The 19,643-nt window shown below is 38.2% G+C and carries 16 protein-coding genes; all 16 read left to right on the forward strand.

All coding sequences use genetic code 11. From position 1 onward, the window contains the following. Positions 1–5 precede the first annotated feature (5 nt). The 16 genes from G596_RS20410 to recG all read left to right on the forward strand — a co-directional run bounded on the left by G596_RS20410 (position 6) and on the right by recG (position 19,636). Positions 6–3,782, forward strand: coding sequence for a response regulator (locus G596_RS20410; protein WP_022759928.1), 3,777 nt, complete (start codon positions 6–8; stop codon positions 3,780–3,782). 26 nt (positions 3,783–3,808) lie between these two features. Further along, positions 3,809–5,197 carry a GGDEF domain-containing response regulator gene (locus tag G596_RS0100845; protein ID WP_022759929.1) on the forward strand — a complete coding sequence of 463 codons (1,389 nt, stop codon included), beginning with the start codon at positions 3,809–3,811 and terminating at the stop codon, positions 5,195–5,197. A 40-nt stretch (positions 5,198–5,237) separates the two neighbouring features. Beyond that, complete coding sequence (gene ruvA / locus G596_RS0100850; protein WP_022759930.1) at positions 5,238–5,855, forward strand: Holliday junction branch migration protein RuvA; 618 nt, start codon at positions 5,238–5,240, stop codon at positions 5,853–5,855. Positions 5,856–5,871: 16 nt separating this feature from the next. Then, on the forward strand, positions 5,872–6,909 hold the full coding sequence (gene ruvB / locus G596_RS0100855) for a Holliday junction branch migration DNA helicase RuvB (protein ID WP_022759931.1): 1,038 nt from the start codon (positions 5,872–5,874) through the stop codon (positions 6,907–6,909). Between the two features lie 106 nt (positions 6,910–7,015). Then, positions 7,016–7,423 (forward strand): cell division protein ZapA, encoded by a 408-nt coding sequence (gene zapA, locus G596_RS0100860; RefSeq protein ID WP_022759932.1) that lies wholly within the window; start codon positions 7,016–7,018, stop codon positions 7,421–7,423. A 50-nt stretch (positions 7,424–7,473) separates the two neighbouring features. After that, complete coding sequence (locus G596_RS0100865) at positions 7,474–9,810, forward strand: peptidase U32 family protein (RefSeq protein ID WP_022759933.1); 2,337 nt, start codon at positions 7,474–7,476, stop codon at positions 9,808–9,810. Positions 9,811–9,828: 18 nt separating this feature from the next. Then, complete coding sequence (locus tag G596_RS0100870) at positions 9,829–11,184, forward strand: FtsW/RodA/SpoVE family cell cycle protein (RefSeq protein WP_022759934.1); 1,356 nt, start codon at positions 9,829–9,831, stop codon at positions 11,182–11,184. Further along, positions 11,168–12,586, forward strand: a complete 1,419-nt coding sequence (locus tag G596_RS0100875; RefSeq protein ID WP_022759935.1) for a peptidoglycan D,D-transpeptidase FtsI family protein — start codon at positions 11,168–11,170, stop codon at positions 12,584–12,586. The genes G596_RS0100870 and G596_RS0100875 overlap by 17 nt, the downstream gene beginning before the upstream one ends. Positions 12,587–12,652: 66 nt before the next feature. Then, positions 12,653–12,955 (forward strand): hypothetical protein, encoded by a 303-nt coding sequence (locus G596_RS0100880; protein ID WP_242829156.1) that lies wholly within the window; start codon positions 12,653–12,655, stop codon positions 12,953–12,955. Further along, a complete protein-coding gene (locus tag G596_RS0100885) occupies positions 12,955–13,953 on the forward strand; it encodes a DUF2953 domain-containing protein (RefSeq protein ID WP_022759937.1) in 999 nt (332 codons plus the stop codon). Before G596_RS0100880 ends, G596_RS0100885 begins: the two co-directional genes overlap by 1 nt. 16 nt (positions 13,954–13,969) lie before the next feature. Then, positions 13,970–14,368, forward strand: a complete 399-nt coding sequence (locus G596_RS0100890) for a GerW family sporulation protein (RefSeq protein ID WP_022759938.1) — start codon at positions 13,970–13,972, stop codon at positions 14,366–14,368. A 24-nt stretch (positions 14,369–14,392) separates the two neighbouring features. After that, positions 14,393–14,926 (forward strand): hypothetical protein, encoded by a 534-nt coding sequence (locus G596_RS0100895; RefSeq protein ID WP_022759939.1) that lies wholly within the window; start codon positions 14,393–14,395, stop codon positions 14,924–14,926. A 146-nt stretch (positions 14,927–15,072) separates the two neighbouring features. Then, the gene (gene rpmB / locus G596_RS0100900; protein WP_022759940.1) at positions 15,073–15,258 is read left to right on the forward strand and encodes a 50S ribosomal protein L28; all 186 of its coding nucleotides are present in this window, start codon (positions 15,073–15,075) and stop codon (positions 15,256–15,258) included. Positions 15,259–15,407: 149 nt separating this feature from the next. Continuing rightward, positions 15,408–15,770, forward strand: coding sequence for an Asp23/Gls24 family envelope stress response protein (locus G596_RS0100905; RefSeq protein WP_022759941.1), 363 nt, complete (start codon positions 15,408–15,410; stop codon positions 15,768–15,770). Between the two features lie 16 nt (positions 15,771–15,786). Continuing rightward, positions 15,787–17,568 (forward strand): DAK2 domain-containing protein, encoded by a 1,782-nt coding sequence (locus tag G596_RS0100910; RefSeq protein WP_091819627.1) that lies wholly within the window; start codon positions 15,787–15,789, stop codon positions 17,566–17,568. A 4-nt stretch (positions 17,569–17,572) separates the two neighbouring features. Continuing rightward, on the forward strand, positions 17,573–19,636 hold the full coding sequence (gene recG, locus G596_RS20415) for an ATP-dependent DNA helicase RecG (RefSeq protein ID WP_022759943.1): 2,064 nt from the start codon (positions 17,573–17,575) through the stop codon (positions 19,634–19,636). The last annotated feature ends 7 nt before the right edge of the window (positions 19,637–19,643 follow it).

Raw genomic sequence — 19,643 nt, forward strand, 5'->3', positions numbered from 1 at the left:
TTTCGGTGAGGAAAAGTAAAAGTACAGCCGGAATAATTATAATTGTATTAATAGCTCTGATATTCGTTACCCTGATAAATACTTTTCTTGTATTTAATATGACAGCTGAAGAAACAAGAAATTCCGGTGCTTATCAGCTGGAGAGTATTGTTGCAGAGCTTGATAAAGGTATAATTACCGCAAAAAATCATGCATCAGAAATAGCCATTGAAGTTTTGCCTATATTAAATGATAAAGATGCTTTGGAAACCTACATTTATACAAAAAAAGATGCGATTTTCAAAGATTCTGACGGCGTTGGTTTTAATGTATACATTGCGGGAAAAGACTATGAAATTATTCCGGATCTTGATGAAACAGATGGTTATAATGCCAAGGACAGAATTTGGTATCTGGGTGCCGTTAACAATGATAAAAAGGTTTATGTAAGCGATCCCTATGTTGATGTTGTAACAGGTCAAATTTGTTATACGGTTTCAAAAGAGACTTTGGAAGATGGAACCGTAATTGCCATAGATTGTTCTTTAAATAAAATCCAGAAAGAAATCGAACAGATTGCGATTGCAAACAATAATACCGCAGTAATGGTTTCAGGAGATGGTGTTATTGCAGGTTGCAGCAATAAGGACGATGTAGGTTTTAAGCTCCAGGATACATATCCTGAACTTGCCGGGGTTTTTGATCATGCAAAAACGTCGGATAATACAGTTTCTTCGAGGATAAAAAACGGGCTTTTTAACGATAATCTTTTTGCCACCGGTACTGATTTTGGGTGGTATCTTATAGTATGTATCAATGACTGGGAATTATATCATGACTCTTATTTGTGGCTTTTAGCTGCGATTATTCTTAATGCTATTCTTTTTATAATTATTTTTGTCCTTTACTATGTAAGTAAGAAAAATGAGCAAAAAGCTCAGGATGCACTTGAATCAAAAGATAAATTCCTTAGGGCTGTTTCAGGCGACTTAAAATCGCCGTTAAATACAATCATTAACAATTCAACCTCAAAGGCTTTTGATGAAGATAAAAATTATGAAGCCAGATTTGAGGCTATTCAGGATGCAACAAAGCAGCTTTCCGAAAGCATTCAGCAAATCATCAGTTATTCCAATTTTGTAAAAGAAGAAAAACAGAAACATAATACTCAAAGTGTAAAACGATACACAAAAGTCAGCAGCAGGTTCAGAAATCTCATCATATCACTGATGGCTCTTACAATGTTAATCAGTGTCCTTTCAATCAGCTGGATGACCTCAAGATGGTGTAAGGCACGCATGCGTGAAATGGTTGGTCAATATAACAACCAGGTTTCGGAATGGGTTGTTACACAAGAGAGTATTCTTGATATGTTCTGTGCAGATATATCAACAAAGCCCGATATCCTTAATAATTATGATAATACAGTAGATTATCTTGAAAGAATAACCGCGCAATACGAGCAGATATCAGCAACTTATATTGCTAATAAAGAATTCACTCCTACGGTATATATGAATAACGGTTGGAAGCCCGACAGCAATTTTAAGGTTGAAGACAGACAGTGGTACATGGATAGTATTAATTCTGATCAAGAGACATGTATTTCAAGTCCTTATATAGATGCCAAAACAGGATATTACTGTGTAACAATTTCAAGGGCTGTATATGACAACAAAACAGGAAAATTCCTAGGGGTATTTGGTATAGATTTTTACATGGATAAGCTTATAGATATCCTCGGAAAATCCTATGATGACAAAAACTATGCCTTCCTTACCGATACAAGAGGCATGATTATCAATCATCCGAACGGATCTTATCAAATGCGGGAAGGAAAAACTACTAATATTGCAAATCTGCCTTATGCAAAAGCCCAGACAAACGGCGAAAGTATAATGATATTTAAGGATTATGATAATGATCTTAAAGTTTTACTTGCAGTTGAGAATGAGTATTCCGGCTTTAAGGTTTATATTGTGTTCTATTTCCTTAACATTTACGGAAGGACCATACTATACGGTACAATTGCATTCTTGTCATCACTTATATGTGTGATAGCTGTGTACAGGCTGCTTGGAGGACTGCTTACGTGGCAGGAGGAGATGAACAGCCAGTTGCAGGAGGCCGCTGACAGTGCGATTGCAGCAGGAAAAGCAAAGAGTGACTTCCTTGCAATGATGTCACATGAAATTCGAACTCCTATCAATGCCATTATTGGAATGAACGAAATGATCCTCCGAGAAAATCCGGGATCAGATATAAAGGGTTATGCAAGCAAGATAAGAAGCGCTTCTAAGACACTTCTTAGTTTAATTAACAGTATTCTTGATTTTTCAAAGATCGAGGAAGGAAAACTCGAGATTATCTGTGTTAATTATGAAACAAGGACACTTTTAAATGATGTCATAAACATGATAAGTCCCAGATTTAAAAATAAAAATATTGAACTTAAGCTTGAGATTGATCCGGATATACCGAGAGGGATGTATGGTGATGACGTCAGAATAAAGCAGATTATCCTAAACATTCTTACCAATGCGGTAAAATATACGGAGAAGGGTTCTGTTACCCTGTCTGTTTCTGCGGAAAATTACGATAAAGAGCACACTATTCTGAAAGTAAAGGTTACTGATACCGGTATAGGTATTAAGGATGTTGATCTTGATAAACTGAATGCTCTTTTCCAGAGACTTGATGAAAAGAGAAACCGAAATATTGAGGGCACGGGGCTTGGTATTGCTATTGTTACAAGTCTTCTTAAAATGATGGGCAGTCATCTTGAGGTTAAGAGCGTATACGGCGAAGGTTCGGAATTTTCATTTGACCTCAATCAGAAGGTAACCGATTGGGGTTATCTCGGAGATTTCGATATTTCCACTGTTGTTACTGATGAGCAGGATACTACCGAGAAGTATCTTGTTGCTGAGCATGCTGATATCCTTGTTGTTGATGATAACGAAATGAACCTTGCGGTTATAAAAGGTCTCCTTAAAAGAAATAAGATTTCTCCCGACTTTGCAACATCAGGAGCCCAGTGTATAAGTGAGGTCAGAAAAAAGCATTATGATATCATCCTTCTCGATCATATGATGCCAGAAATGGATGGTATTGAGACTTTACAAGAATTAAAGAAAGAGAATTTATTACGGAAAGATACCACAGTTATTGCACTTACTGCCAATGCTGTTGTCGGAGCAAGAGAAGAATATATTGCAGCAGGTTTTCATGATTATCTGTCAAAACCCGTCGACCCGGCAGCTCTTGAAAAAATGCTTGGTAAATATCTTCCAGATTTCAAAATGTCTTATGAAGAAGTTATTTCTGAAAAAGAGGCTGAACCTGAAAAAATACCGTCATCTGATGAGATTATTGAAGACGATGATATTATTGAGTTTATACCGGGACAATCTATATTTGAATCAAAAGCCGATCAGGACAATGCTTCCGATAATATGAAAAAGCTCAGAAAGCTTTCATATCTGAATATCGATGAGGCTATTTCATTATGTGGTTCTGAGGATGCCTATATCACTATTCTTCAGATGTTTATACGAACTGCAGATGTAAAAAAGAAGAGAATAAAAGAACTCTATGAGAAAAAAGATATTAAGAATTATATAATTGAGCTGCATGCGCTTAAGAGTTCAACTAAACTTCTTGGAGCTGAGGAATTCAGCGAACTCGCCAAAGAACTGGAATTTGCAGGAAAAGATAATAATTTATCGATAATTGATGAAAAAACAGAAAAAATCTTTGAATGGTATGATAAAATTGAAGATGAAATCAGTTCAATTATTTAATGGTACTTTTTTCGGAGGAGTTGAAAATGGCCGGTTGGGTTTTTGTGGTCGATGATGACATGACCAATCTGCTCGCAGCAGGTAATATTCTTAGCCAGAATAATATACGTGTCACTGCGATCAAATCAGGAAAAAAGCTTCTTGCTCATTTAAAGAACAATAAACCTGATCTGATTCTTCTGGACATTCTTATGCCTGAAATGGATGGCTTTGAGACCTATGAGAAACTTCGCGAACAGGAAAAGGACAGGGACGAAGAGGAAACTCCCGTGATTTTCTTAACTGCCGACGAAGATAAAAACTCAGAGAACAGAGCCCTCCAGCTTGGTGCGGTCGATTATATTCACAAACCTCTTAATGAAGAGGTACTGCTAAAAAGAATTTCCAATGTTCTTGAAAACACTTCAAAAATTAAGGAACTTATTAATGATGCTACAATAGATGGCCTTACCGGATTTTTAAATAAATCTGCCGTAAATGAAAAATTATTATCAGTGTGCAAGGACACAGATGGAGCGTTAATGATTCTTGATATTGATAATTTCAAGAAGGTTAACGATCTTTACGGACATGATAAAGGAGACCTTGTCCTTAAAGCTTTTTCCGATATTATTAAGACTAATACTCGTGAGCATGATATCATCGGCAGAATAGGCGGCGACGAATTTGTCATCTTCCTAAAAAACTTTAAGGGAGAGAATGGTATCAGCTCTTTAAACGATAGAATAAATCAGCAGCTTGCAGTCAAAATGCATGAGTTGGTAGGAGATACGCTGCCGTTTAATACCGGCGTATCCATAGGTGTATCTTTTATACCGAATGATGGAAGAGATTATGACCTTCTGTTCAGAAAGGCTGATACCGCGCTTTATCAGGTTAAACAACATGGTAAGCATGGCTACAATATTTTCTCGGATTCCATGGAACAGGTAATTGAATATGATGTTGCTTCCAAAGACGAGATAGAAAGAATCAGTAATTTGCTCAAGGAAAACGAAACTTATAACAGTGCAATGTGGATAGGCCAGGATGCATTCAGCCACATCTACAGATATATGCTGCGATATATCAGAAGCTATAACGGCACTGCATATAAAGTACTCTTTAATGCAACGCCAGTTTCATCAGATATGACCAAAGTCGAATTTACAGAATGCATGAAGAAATTCGGTACATTTTTATCTAATTCACTCAGAAAGAGTGACGTTATGATGCAAAACGGTATAAATGAGTTTTTTCTGTTTTTGCCTGATATCGATGAACAATATATAGATAGCGTTATAGGAAGATTAATTACGTCCTGGCAAAAACTTGATTTTTCTTCAAAAATAAATGTCTCCTATGAGACAGAGATCATCTCTTCCAACAGTGAAAATGATGGTAAGAGAAGATCCGGGGATTTTTCAAAAAAATAAATATTTCCCAAAAAAATAATTAAATTGGAGCTCTTTGATAATGATTGCTTTTGTTAACGGAATACTGGATGAAAAAAGAGATCTGCAGGCAATTATAGATGTCGGAGGTATTGGCTATAATGTCAATATCTCTGCTTATACTGCAGACAGACTTCCTTCTAAGGGAGAACCGATAAAACTTTATACATATATGAGTGTTCGTGAGGATGCCATGAATTTGTACGGATTTCTTACAAGAGATGAGCTTGATTTTTTCAAGCTTCTTATTAGTGTTAGCGGCATTGGCCCCAAAGGAGGGCAGGCAATTTTATCCGTAATGACACCGGATGACCTGAGATTTGCAATTGTTTCAGGTGATTCCAAAGCAATAAGCAAGGCTCCCGGAGTTGGTAAAAAAACAGCGGAACGACTTGTCCTCGAACTAAAGGATAAAATTTCCGATGATGATATTTTGTCCGGAAAAGCCGGTGGAAACGGTGAGAATATATCGGTTCCCGGAGCTGATGAACCTTCGAATGAGGCAGTTGAAGCACTTGTAAGTCTTGGCTATGGTCTGTCTGAAGCTTCTCGTGCTGTAAGGAAAGTCATTGGAGATGGCGGTGCAGCTGCAGAAGATACTGAGGGTATTCTTAAGCTTGCATTAAAAGAGCTAATTTAAGAGGATATAAAAAGGTATGGAAAAAAGAACAATAAGAACCTCTGCAGAGCGTGGAAACGGTGCCGTTAATGCAGAGGTAATTGATGAAGATAAAAAAATAGAGGGGTCTCTTCGACCAAAGAGGCTTGCGGATTATATTGGTCAGTCAAAAATTAAGGAAAATCTTGTTGTATCTATTGAGGCTGCCAAAAAGAGAAATCAGAGTCTTGATCACATTCTTCTCTATGGACCTCCCGGACTTGGTAAAACGACTCTTGCCGAGATTATTGCAAATGAAATGGGTGTTCATTGCAAGGTAACCAGTGGTCCGGCTATTGAGAAGCCCGGTGAAATTGCTGCAATCCTTAATAATCTTAAAGAGGGTGATGTTCTTTTCATCGATGAGATTCACCGACTAAACAGGCAGGTGGAAGAGGTTCTCTATCCTGCAATGGAAGATTTCAAAATAGATATTATGATCGGAAAAGGACCGACTGCAAGATCTATAAGACTAGATCTTCCTCATTTTACTCTTATAGGAGCCACTACAAGAGCAGGTATGCTTACAGCTCCGCTTCGCGACAGATTTGGAATGCTCTATAAAATGGAATTCTATGAGACACCTGAGCTAATGCAGATAATCATGCAGTCGGCAAAGGTTCTTGGGGTTGAAACCATGGAAGACGGTGCACGTGAAATGGCAAGAAGAAGTCGCGGTACACCTAGAATCGCCAATAGAATTCTGAAGAGAGTACGTGACTATGCCCAGGTTCGGTATGATGGTGTAATCACAGAAGAAGTTGCAAAGACTGCTCTCGATCTGATGGATGTAGATAAACTGGGACTTGACCATAACGATAGGACACTTCTTCTTACACTTATAGAAAAATTTGGCGGAGGTCCTGCCGGTCTTGATACATTGGCGGCTTCAATAGGAGAGGACCCCGGTACTATTGAGGATGTATACGAGCCTTATCTTTTGAAAAACGGTCTTATAAACAGAACCCCGAGAGGAAGAGTTGTTACAGACCTTGCATATGCACATCTTGGGCTCACAGGGATGACAAATACATGATGTTGTGGTATATTTATTATTAAATAACATCCAATACTATTGCTAATCCTTACTTCTAAGTTATATAATTTAATACATATTTAGTTTTAAGGTGGGGAGGAAAACTATGGCTTCTAAGACAGATACAGAGGTAATTATAGGCGGTAAGGTCTTTACACTTAGCGGATACGAGAGTGAAGAATATCTGCAGAAGGTTGCTTCTTATATCAACAATAAGATAGCTGATTACAACAAGATGGACGGCTTTAAGAGACAACCCGTGGATACACAGAATGTTCTGCTTCAGCTCAATATCGCAGATGACTATTTCAAAGCAAAGAAACAGGTAGAAATGCTTGAAGGTCAACTCAGTGATAAGGAAAAAGAACTTTACGATATTAAACATGAGCTGATTGCTACTCAAATAAAGCTTGAAAATACAGAGAAAAATGTTAAGAATCTTCAGTCTGACATTTCAGAGGATTCAAGAAAGATCATCCAGATGGAGACAGAGCTTAAAACTCTGAAAAAGTAATATGAGGCTGCCGATTGGCAGCCTTTTTCATCTTAAGGAAAGGTTTATCTATGGATAAAGTAGAATTGCTTGCTCCCGCCGGCAATTATGAGACCATGATTGGTGCCTTTAACGCTGGTGCTGATGCTGTATATCTTGGTGGTCAGGGCTTTGGCGCAAGAGCTTTTGCAGACAATTTCACAGATGAAGAAGTGATTAAGGCTATTCGCTATGCCCACTTGATTGGAAAAAAGATTTACCTCACTGTAAATACTCTTCTAAAGGAAAAAGAAATTCCTGCTTTTATAGATTTTTTTGCACAATTTGCTTATGCCGGCCTCGATGGTGCAATAATTCAGGATCTTGGTATATTCCGGATTATAAGGGAGACTTTCCCCTGGGTAGAATTGCATGTCAGTACGCAGATGACAATTACGGGTAATGCCGGAGCATCGCTTCTTATGGAACTTGGAGCTTCAAGAGTAGTACCCGCGAGAGAGCTTTCCCTTGATGAAATCAGACAAATACATGATAATTGCAAATTTCCTGACGGACATAGCATAGAAATTGAAGCTTTTATACATGGTGCAATGTGTTACTGTTACTCCGGAGCATGCCTGTTCTCCAGCATGGTTGGAGAGAGGAGCGGTAACAGAGGACGTTGCGCACAGCCCTGCAGACTTCCTTACAGGACTTCTAAGAATACTGAATGTTATACACTCAGTCTTAAAGACATGTGCATGTTTGATCGTATTCCCGAGCTTATAGAAGCCGGTATCGATTCATTCAAGATAGAAGGAAGAATGAAAAAGCCCGAATATGCAGCTGGTGTTACTTCAATTTACAGAAAGCTTATAGATAATTATTATGAGCAGAAAAGTTCTGCCAAGCCTTTTGAACCCGGTAAAATTCGGATAAAGGCTACCTCCGAGGATAAAAGAATCCTTGCTTCTTTATATCTTCGTTCAGAGACAGGGGAAGGATATTACTTTAAACATAACGGAGCCGATATGGTTACGCTTGACAGTCCTGCCTACAATGGCTCTGATGATGCTGTTCTTGGTGATATACGAAATAAATATCTTACCGGAGAGAAGAAACTACCAGTTTTTCTAAAATGTAAACTAATGGCCGGGAAAGAGGCTGAACTTAGTTTATGCCTGGAAAAATGCGCAGAAATAGATGAAAATTTATCTATAACAGCCATTGGAGAAATTGTGCAGACAGCTCAAAAAAGACCTATGTCTGCAACCGATATAGAAAAACAGCTCTCAAAGTTTGGAAATACTCATTTCGAACTTGTTGATAAAAAAATAGAAATAGACACAGATAATATCTTTATACCAAACAAGGCTTTAAATGAGCTGCGAAGAAATGCCGTACTTTTGCTTGAAGATGAAATATGCAAATTCAGAGGGTATTCAAATGAATATCAGAAGAAAGAATCTAAGTCGGATAAATCAGGATCTTTGACGCCGAAGAAAAATGAAGGATTTTTGATCTCTGTATTAACAAAAGCGCAATTGGAAGAAGCTGTGAGATATTCGGAAGAATCTGAAAACGTTAATGCAATCTATATAGATAGCAGAATTGTCCTTTTAAACGATGAATTGCATTTATCACCTAAATGCAGAAATTATATTAGTCTTCCTTACATTACAAGAGATGAAAACTTCATTGATTGCAGGAAGGAGATAAAAAGCCTTCTTGATATTGCCGAAAGCGAAGATTATGACGGCGTGCTTGTCAGAAACCTTGAACAACTGAGTATTATTAAAGAATACAAGTTCAAGAAAGAAATAATAACTGATTACGGACTCTATATCTGGAATCATGAAGCTCTTTCTTCATATTGTGAAATCCTTAAGGACTTATCGTTCGCTGGATTTAATCTTCCACTGGAGCTTAATCATCATGAAGCGGAAGACCTTTTGTCTTGTTTGTGTGAAGAAAAAACGATATCCATTGACGCTGATCAAAAAATCAGCGTAGGGACTATGATTTACGGAAGAGTTCCCATGATGCTAACTGCCAATTGCATTAAAAATACGCTAAAAGGTTGTACCGGTGACAGAGGAAAAGCTATCAACTATGAAAATGACAAGTTGATTGACAGAACCGGAAGAATACTACCTGTTACATGTGATTGCTTTCACTGTTATAATATTATTTGGAACAGTGTTCCTGTTTCACTCTTTAAGAAAATTCATAAATTAAAGAGCATTGCTTCCAAATATTATGTTTCTTATCGTCTTGATTTTACAACCGAAAAACCGGAAGAAGTAAGAGATGTGCTGTATGCTTATAACAGCCTGTTTTTCGCTACAGAATCAGACAAAAACAAATATGAAAATATATTATCCGCAAAAGACTACACTACAGGCCACTTTGAACGCAGTGCGGATTAATGGAAAATCAGACAGCTTATGGAATTATACCTGACAGAAATATCTAAATATGTGATTGCAGGAAGCATGGGAGCATATACGTTTTTCAGCTTCCTTGTTTTCATGTACAGAGGTGAAAAGAGAAGAAGCTGGATTTACTTACTCCAGATCATATCCCTATTTGCTACCCAGTTTGCATGCTTTATTCAGATCATTGCACAGACCGGAAGTAAACGTTATTTCTTTCTTCTGATGATACAGGCGCTTGTGCTTGCAAGCACAATATCGATGTTTCATATGGTTTATCCCGACGGAAACAGGCTGATTATCAACAACATGTGCATGATGCTTATGGTCGGGATGATAATGATTACGCGAATATCTTATGGGAAAGGGATACGACAATTCATTATCTCAAGTGCATCATTGGTACTTGCCTTTGTCATACCGGAGCTGTTGTTCAGATTGGAGTTTTTGGAAAGAAGAGGCTATGTCTTTGCCGCAATTGGAATTTTAATTCTGGGGATTATTTTAATTTATGGTTCTGTTGTTAACGGCTCCAGAATAAGCTTTAGAATTGCCGGCTTATCATTCCAGCCGCAGGAGCTCGTAAAGATTATTTACGTCTTTTTTATAGCTTCCGTACTATCTTTAAATAAGGATTTTAAGACTGTTGCAATAACTTCAGCGCTGGCCGCTGTTCATGTCATCATACTTGTTCTGCTTAAGGATCTTGGCAGTGCACTGATTTTTTTTGTTGTGTATTTATGTGTACTTTTTGTAGCTACCGACAGTTATTTCTATTTGATATCAGGAATTCTTGCAGGATCTGTTGCAAGTGTTCTGGCATACAAGCTTTTTCCGCATGTTCAGCAAAGAGTGCAGGCCTGGAGTGATCCGTGGACCACTATAGATTCAACCGGATATCAGATAACTCAGTCTCTTTTTGCGATAAGCGGCGGCGGACTATGGGGGCTTGGCCTTTACGGAGGAACTCCTTCCTCTATTCCTTATGTTGAGGAGGATTTTATGTTTGCCGCAATTGCCGAGGAAATGGGAATTATTTTTGCATCATGCCTTCTTGCGATTTGTGTGTCAACTTTTGTCATGATACTTCTGGAAGCATATAAAATAAAAAATTCCTTCGGCAGACTATTATGTACAGGTCTTGGAATAACATATATTTTTCAGGTATTTCTTACTGTTGGCGGAGATTCCAAATTCATTCCGCTTACAGGAGTAACGCTTCCTCTCGTAAGCTATGGCGGTACCTCAGTAATGGTTACAATCATTATGTTTTCTCTAATTGAGGGGGAATGTCTTGTAAGAAGCGATGAGAGATATCAGGAATATTTGAAAAGAAAAAGGGAGAAGATAAATGCAGGAAAAAAATAAATCTTATCCCATAATTATAATCGGTGTTTTTACAGTGATCCTTTTTATATCCATGATTTCCTATATATCAATTTATGCTATTACCAATCACAGGGAGATGATGGATAACAGTTATAATGCGCATCAGCAGCTTCTGAAAAAGCAAAATACCAGAGGCACAATCTACTCTGCTGACGGTCAGGCACTGGCAATTACATCAACAGATGAAGAGGGGAATGAAACGAGGGAGTATCCTTTTGGTAAAACTTTTTCTCATGTTGTGGGCTTTTCCGTAAATGGAAGGAGCGGAATAGAAGATCTTGCCAACTATTACCTTATCAATTCCAATGCAGCACTAAAAAGTAAAGCAGAAGCTAAGGAAAATGAAAAAAAATTTCCCGGAGATAATGTATACACAACTCTTGATGTCGATTTGCAACAGACTGCCTATGAAGCTCTTTCTGCAAGAAATGGTGCAATAATAGTCACAGAAGTAAAAACAGGCAAGGTACTTGCTCTTGTTTCCAAACCGGATTTTGATCCTGCAACCATCTTAAAAGACTGGGATTCTATTACGAATGATAAAAGTAACACCCAGTTACTTAACAGGGCAACGCAGGGGCTCTATCCTCCGGGATCAACTTTTAAGATTGTTACCTCTTTAGAATACTATCGCGAAATTGGCGAAGATTATAAAAATTATAAATTTAACTGTAATGGCAAATTTGCTTCAGGTGATGATGTTATAAGATGTTTTCATGGAGAGAATCATGGAAGCCTTGATTTTTCCATGTCATTTGCCAAATCATGCAATTCATCTTTTGCAAATATTTCTTTGCAGCTGAACAGAGATGCTTTCGGTAAAACCTTAGATAAGCTTATGTTTAATAACGAACTTCCCTGGGATATGAATTACTCTGTATCTTCTGCAGTATGCGATAACAACCTGGGAGATGCCGATACTATGCAGCTTGGCATAGGTCAGGGTAAAACTCTTGTCACTCCGCTTCATATGAATCTGATTACAGCAGCCATTGCCAATAACGGTACCCTGATGAAACCATATCTCATCGATAGTGTTGTCAGCGCAGATGGAAAAAAGATTGAAACCTTTTCACCCAAAGCCTATAAAACACTTGTTTCTGAAGAAGAATCGGATTTTTTAAAGGAAATGATGCTTGGAGTTGTGGAAAAAGGTACCGCATCAAAACTAAAAGGTCTTTCATATAATGCTGCGGGTAAGACAGGCTCTGCGGAATTTAAAGATTCTACATCAGATTCGCATGCATGGTTCACCGGCTTTGCACCTTATGAGGATCCTGAGATTGCGGTCACTATAATTGTTGAAAATGCAGGATCGGGCGGAGAATTTGCTGTACCTATCGCAAAAAGATTGTTTGATTGCTATTTTAACGAAAAGTAAAATGTTATTTTTGATTGTTGGGAGGCTTTTTTGAGATTAAGGGGATGTTGTAATTTTTTCTCAAAATTGTATATAGGCGATTCGATTAAGGATGCTCGCCTTGTAAAGTGGAAGCTAAAGCATGGTGCAGGACAGCTTTTCATATATGTTATTACCGCATCTGATATTCCGACGGGGCAGCTTGAAATAAAGCATTGTGCTTTCCTTAAACAGAAGTATTATTTGAGACATCCTGAATTTATATATGGAATCGCAGGAAGCTATAATGAAGCTTTGGATATTGTTGTAAAGATTTCCGAAGAAGCTTCAAAAAAGGGTATGGAAGGAGATATAAAAGGCTATCTTATCAGCCTTTTGGGGAATAACTGATGTCACTTTTTCTTACTATTCTTAAAATAATAGGAATAGTTTTGCTTATTATACTTGGAGTGTTGCTTCTGCTTTTACTCCTTGTTCTTTTTGTACCCGTTAGGTACAAACTGGATGCTTCTGTTAAAGAGACTGATCTGCAAACGGAAAAAGATAAGTTAAAAGAAAATATCTCTGCCGATGTAAGATTTAGCTGGCTCCTGCATCTTGTGAGAGGAGGATTATCCTATCCCGATGATTTGGAGTTCAGGATAAAGGTGTTATGTTTCACGGTATTTCCGCCGAAAATGAAATTATCTGAAGAGAATATCGCCAATGACGAAGCATTGGAAACAGAAAAAGAAAGCGGTTTTGAAGATTCCACAGTAACAAGCGAGGTGAAGAAAGAAGAAGTATCCGACGATTCATCTGCCGAAGAACAATCCTTAGGTAATTCCGAAAGGGATTTTGATGATCAGGATAGTAATAATGAAAATTCAAAAACGGATGATTTTGATGCGGACGATTTTGATAATGAGGATAAAGGATTCCTGAATTTTCTGAAAAAAATATTGGATACTGTAATAAAAATAGTAAAAGTACCACAAGATGTATTTTTAAAAATCCAATATACAACATCTAGAATATGTGATAAGATAAACATGGTCAAAAATACGTTATCCAACGATATTTTCAAGCGTGCTTTCGAAGTCACAAAAAAGCAGCTTATCAAAGTCCTGAAGATGATTATTCCGAAACGCTTTAAGGCGGAATTTCTTATCGGACTTGAGGATCCGACAGTCACAGCTGATATCCTTTCGGCATATGGTGTGCTTTATCCGCTGCTTGTTAACAAAGTATATGTTGTGCCGGATTTTGAGAGACAGATATTGAAGGGTGATATCCATATTAAAGGAAGGATAACAGTATTCAGAATCGTCTGGGCTGCTGCAATTCTTTATTTTAATAAGGATGTAAAAAAGACATATAGAAGATTTAAACGAATTATTAATTCTTGATTGGGGAGAGTTTTTTATGGGAGATTCAAATTTTAATTCCGTTGTAGATTCTCTAATGAATGGCATGAATACAATTATGGGAGCCAAGACCGTAGTAGGTGAAGCCACTAAGGTCGGCGATACAATAATTGTCCCTCTCGTGGATGTATCCTTCGGAGTGGGTGCGGGTGCAAGTAATGCCGACAAGAAGAATTCAGGGGCCGGCGGTTTTGCGGCAAAAATGTCGCCAAGCGCGGTTCTTGTTATAAAAAACGGTCAGACAAAGCTTGTTAATATAAAGAACCAGGATGCGGTAACCAAGGTCCTTGATCTTGTTCCCGATATAGCTGACCGCTTCATGAATCGCAGCAATGACATGATGGATGATGACAGCGCGGTTGATATTGCCTTTCCTGAAGAAGAGAACCTGGAGTAGTTTTACGGTTTTAGGGGGTTCCGTATGGAAAAGTTTATTAGTGAAGAAAGAATCGACAAAGCAACCGAGGAAGAGCTCTTTGAGATGAGACTCTGGATTTATAAAGAAAGTCAGAGACTTGAAGCAGAGCAGAAGACTGTCGACTCAAAAGTTGCTGAAATTGAAGCAAAAATGGAAAGATTCCGCTCAAAATTTCAGTCTGAAAGAAGTCAGTTTGAGCATGACAAGCAAAAATTTAAGGATGATCAAGCTCTATTTGATCAGCAGATAGAGATCCTTAAGGACGGTTTTGATAAGCTCAATGCAGACAAGAAGAAGCTGGAACGGGAATGGAAGAAACTCGAACAGGAGAAGGGGTACCTGAGAGAGGATGAGTATAGCAGAGCGGAATTTTTCTTCCAGGGTGTCAATTCGCTTCTTGCTCTAAAGAAGAGATATCGTGATCTTATGAAGATATATCATCCGGATAATCTATGCGGTGATCATAAGCTCTGCGATATGATCAATGAAGAATATAATATTCTTCTTCGCCAATTTGATACTTATATGAAGGCTTAAATAAAAGATTATTAATTAAATAATTATTTTTTGCTTGCATTTGCTTACCATTTCTGATATCATGTGTGATGTTGCGAATATATTTATGTAGTTATTTATTCGCTTGATGCATTTGATTAAAATATGGCTTATAAGGAGGTGTCAAAGTGGCTAAGTGTGAAGTATGCGGCAAGAGCGTTCATTTCGGTAACAACGTAAGCCATTCCCATAGAAAGAGCAATAGAATCTGGAATGCTAACGTACATAAGGTTGCAGTTAAGGTTAACGGCGGTACTAAGAGAATGAACGTTTGCACAAGCTGTCTCAGATCCAAAAAGGTTGAGCGTGCTTAATTATTGCAGATGAGTATTAAAAGGATTCACGAAAGTGAGTCCTTTTTTTATCTTAGCAGATGGGTTTTGGTAGCAAAACTCTTTTTGACTTCTTTTTTTTGCTTAATTAGTTTATAATCTGTTATATGCGATTTTAATGGAGGTGCAGTATGAAGTCTACTTCAATGAACACTCATATGGGAAGTATTGCAATTGATAATGAAGTAATTGCTCAGTACGCAGGCGCTGTTGCCAATGAATGCTTTGGTATTGTCGGCATGGCTAATGTAAATGTGGCTGAGGGACTTGTCAGTCTTCTGAAGAAGGACAACATCAAGAGAGGAATTAATGTTACTGTCGGAGCCAACAGAAAGCTTACACTTGATTTTCATGTAATCATAGCTTATGGCGTAAGCATTTCCGCTGTAACCGATAACCTTATAGATAATGTTAAGTACAAGGTTGAGGAATTCACCGGCCTTGAAATTGAGAAGATAAACATCTTCGTCGAAGGCGTTCGTGTCATCGACTAAGGTCAAGGAGGGTAGAATTTTGGCTAACACTATTAAAGCGTCTGATGTAAAGAAAATGTTTCTTGCAGGCGCAAGTAATTTGAATGCAAAAAAAGAGTGGATAAACGAGCTTAACGTTTTCCCTGTTCCTGATGGAGATACAGGAACAAATATGACAATGACTATAATGTCTGCTGCAAAGGATGTAAAGAACCTTCCGGAAGATGTTGATATGGGAAGCCTTTGCAAAAGTATTTATTCCGGCGCTATGCGCGGAGCCAGAGGTAACTCCGGCGTTATCCTTTCACAGCTTCTTCGTGGTTTTACAAAGGGTGTCCGTGATTATGATGAACTGGATGCTTCAATAATTGCAACCGCTTTTGATAAAGCAGTTGAGACTGCATATAAAGCAGTAATGAAGCCTAAAGAAGGAACAATTCTTACCGTTGCAAAGGGTGCTGCGGAAAAGGCTATGGAGTTATCAAAGGAAGGCGCTGAAGATCTTGAGCCTTTCTTTGAAGAAATCATAAAGTACGGCGACGAAGTATTAAATAAAACTCCTGAGATGCTTCCTGTTCTTAAGCAGGCCGGCGTAGTTGATTCCGGCGGACAGGGTCTTATGCAGGTTCTTAAGGGAGCTCTTGATGCATATCTCGGAAAAGAGATTGATTACACAATAGATGAAGCAGCAGCAACACCGGTAGCATCAAAGGCTCAGGCAACAGCCGAAGTAGATATTAAATTTGGATATTGTACAGAATTTATAGTTCTTTTAAGTAAACCTTTAAATGTTAAGCAGGAAATAGATTTTAAGGCATTTCTGGAATCAATTGGCGATAGTATTGTTATGGTTGCCGATGATGAAATCTGCAAAGTTCATGTTCACAGTAATGATCCCGGACTTGCTATTCAGCGTGCTCTTATGTATGGCCAGTTATCAAACATGAAAATTGATAACATGAGAATGGAGCACCGTGAAAAGCTTTTCCACGAGACACAGAACGGAGTATATGCGGAAATAGATACTGAGATTAATGGAGCCGCTGAGTCAACTCCCACTTATAACAGAGATGATGATATTCCGCTGAAAGACCAGACTCCTGTTTCTGAAAAGAAAGCTGAGCCTGAGTTTGTTAATTCAGAGCACAAGGATATCGGATTTGTTGCAGTATGTGCAGGCGACGGTCTTGCAGAGATATTCAGAGGTCTTGGCGTTGATTATGTAATCGAAGGCGGACAGACTATGAACCCCAGTACAGAGGACATTCTCGATGCTGCATCCAGAGTCAATGCCGATACTGTATTTGTATTACCCAACAATAAGAACATAATACTCGCCGCTAATCAGGCAAAGATTATGATGGAAGATAAGGGTGACAATAAGAAAATTGTTGTTATTCCCACTAAGACTGTACCCCAGGGTATCACTGCTGCTATCAACTTCATGCCCGGAACGTCTGTAGAAGAGAATGAAGAGGGCATGAAAGAAGCTATTTCAACAGTAAAAACCGGTGAGGTTACATATGCTGTTCGCGATACAATGATAGATGATGTCACAATCAAACAGGGTGACTACATGGGAATCGGCGACAACGGAATTCTTGGAGTCGGTTCTGATATTGAAGATGTTACAGCGATGATGATCGATAAGATTGTAGATGACTCTACCGAACTTATCAGCCTGTATTATGGTTCTGACATCAAGGAAGAAGAAGCAGCTGCTCTAAGCGATAGAATCAGTGCTAAATTCTCAGGCTGTGATGTTGAAGTTCAGTATGGTGGTCAGCCTATTTACTATTACATTGTGAGTGCGGAGTAATAAGATGGTAAATAAAAATCCATCCTTAATTGAACATGTATCTTCTTTAAAGGGCGTTGGCGATAAAAGCAGCGCCCTTTTTGAAAAGTGCGGAATAAAGACTGTAGAAGACCTTCTTTCATATTTTCCGAGAGATTACGATATCTGCGAAGAAATAAAAAATGTTTCAGACTTAGCTTCAGGAGAGATTAGTGCAGTCAGACTTACCGCTGTAGGTAATATTGCTGTTAAGAAAGTCCGAAATTTAAGCATTCTTACATTCAAAGCAGGGGATGTTACAGGCACATTACAAATCACGTATTTTAATATGCCTTTTATGAGGAACAATATCAAACCGGGAAAATATTATGTTTTCCGAGGTCTTGTTCAAAAAAAAGGTAATTCATTTGTTATGGAACAGCCCAAAATGTTCAAAACAGAGGACTATCTTGAAATTATGGGTTCTATGCAACCCAGATATCCGCTTGTCAAAGGGCTTTCCAATCAGCTTGTAATAAAAGCCGTAAAGCAGGCAATTCCTTCAACTCCGTATTTGGAAGAGATGCTACCTTCATATATAAGAAGACAATTAGGGCTTATGGACTACTCAGAGGCAGTAAGGAAAATACATTTTCCTGCAAATATGGAAGAATTTTCTACTGCAAGAAGACGTATAGCATTTAATGAAATACTGGAATTTATTCTCAGACTGCGTTTTCTCAAAAGATATGAAGAACAGTCAATAAATGATTATGATTATAAATTAAGTATACAGTCAGATTCATTAATTGACAGGCTTCCTTACAAGCTTACCGGAAAGCAGCTCGAAATATGGGCTGATATAAAAAGTGATCTGACCGGCAAAAATGTTATGAACAGACTGATACAGGGCGACGTTGGATCCGGAAAGACCATTCTTGCATTTTTATCGCTTCTTTTTACTGCCGAAAATGGCTATCAGGGTGCAATTATGGCACCCACAGAAGTTCTTGCCAGGCAACATTATGAAGGTTTCATAGAGATGAAAGAGCGGTATAATCTTCCCATTACACCTATTCTGCTTGTAGGTTCACTTTCTGTAAAGGAAAAAAGGATAGCACAGGAAGGTATCGAGAACGGTGATTATAATCTGATTATCGGTACCAATGCGCTTATACAGGAGAAGGTAAATTATAATAATCTTTCTCTTGTTATTACTGATGAACAGCATAGATTTGGCGTCCAGCAAAGAGAAAGACTCTCTGAAAAAGGAAAAAATGTGCATATTCTTGCGATGAGTGCAACGCCTATTCCCAGAACGCTTGCAATTATTCTTTACGGAGACCTTCATATTTCTATACTGGATGAAATGCCAAAAGGAAGAATTCCTATTAAGAATTGTGTCGTTGGCACTGAGTATAGACCCACTGCTTATAAATTTATTGCGGATCAGGTCAAAAAGGGACATCAGGCATATGTAATATGTCCGATGATTGAAGAGGGCGAAACGGATGGGCTTGAAAATGTATCTGATTATACAGAAAAGCTTAGAGATTCCATGCCGTCTGATATTAGAATACGTACGCTTCACGGTAAACAAAAACCGTCCGAAAAAGAAAGCATTATGGAAGAGTTTGCAAGAGGTGAAATAGATATTCTTGTATCCACAACAGTCATTGAAGTCGGCATTAATGTTCCGAATGCAACTGTGATGATGATAGAAAACTCTGAACGTTTCGGTCTTGCACAGCTACATCAGCTTCGCGGAAGAGTTGGAAGAGGAAAGGACCAGTCATACTGTATTTTTATAAATACTTCCGGTCGCGAAGAAGCTAAACAAAGGCTTGATATAATGAATCATTCCAACGATGGTTTTGTCATAGCTGAAGAGGATTTAAAACAAAGAGGCCCGGGTGACTTATTCGGAATAAGACAAAGCGGAGAAATGTCATTTCACGTTGCTGATATTTATCAGGATGCTGCACTTATTAGGGAAGCAGCAGCACTTGCCGACAGGCTGCTTTCAGAAGATCCGGATTTTATCATGGAAGAAAACAGCCCATTAAAGCAGTGGCTTATATCGAATTCATTTGACTTTACGGCATTATAAAAGTAAA

This window comes from Butyrivibrio sp. AD3002, assembly GCF_000420905.1.
In the GTDB taxonomy this organism is placed as follows: domain Bacteria; phylum Bacillota; class Clostridia; order Lachnospirales; family Lachnospiraceae; genus Butyrivibrio.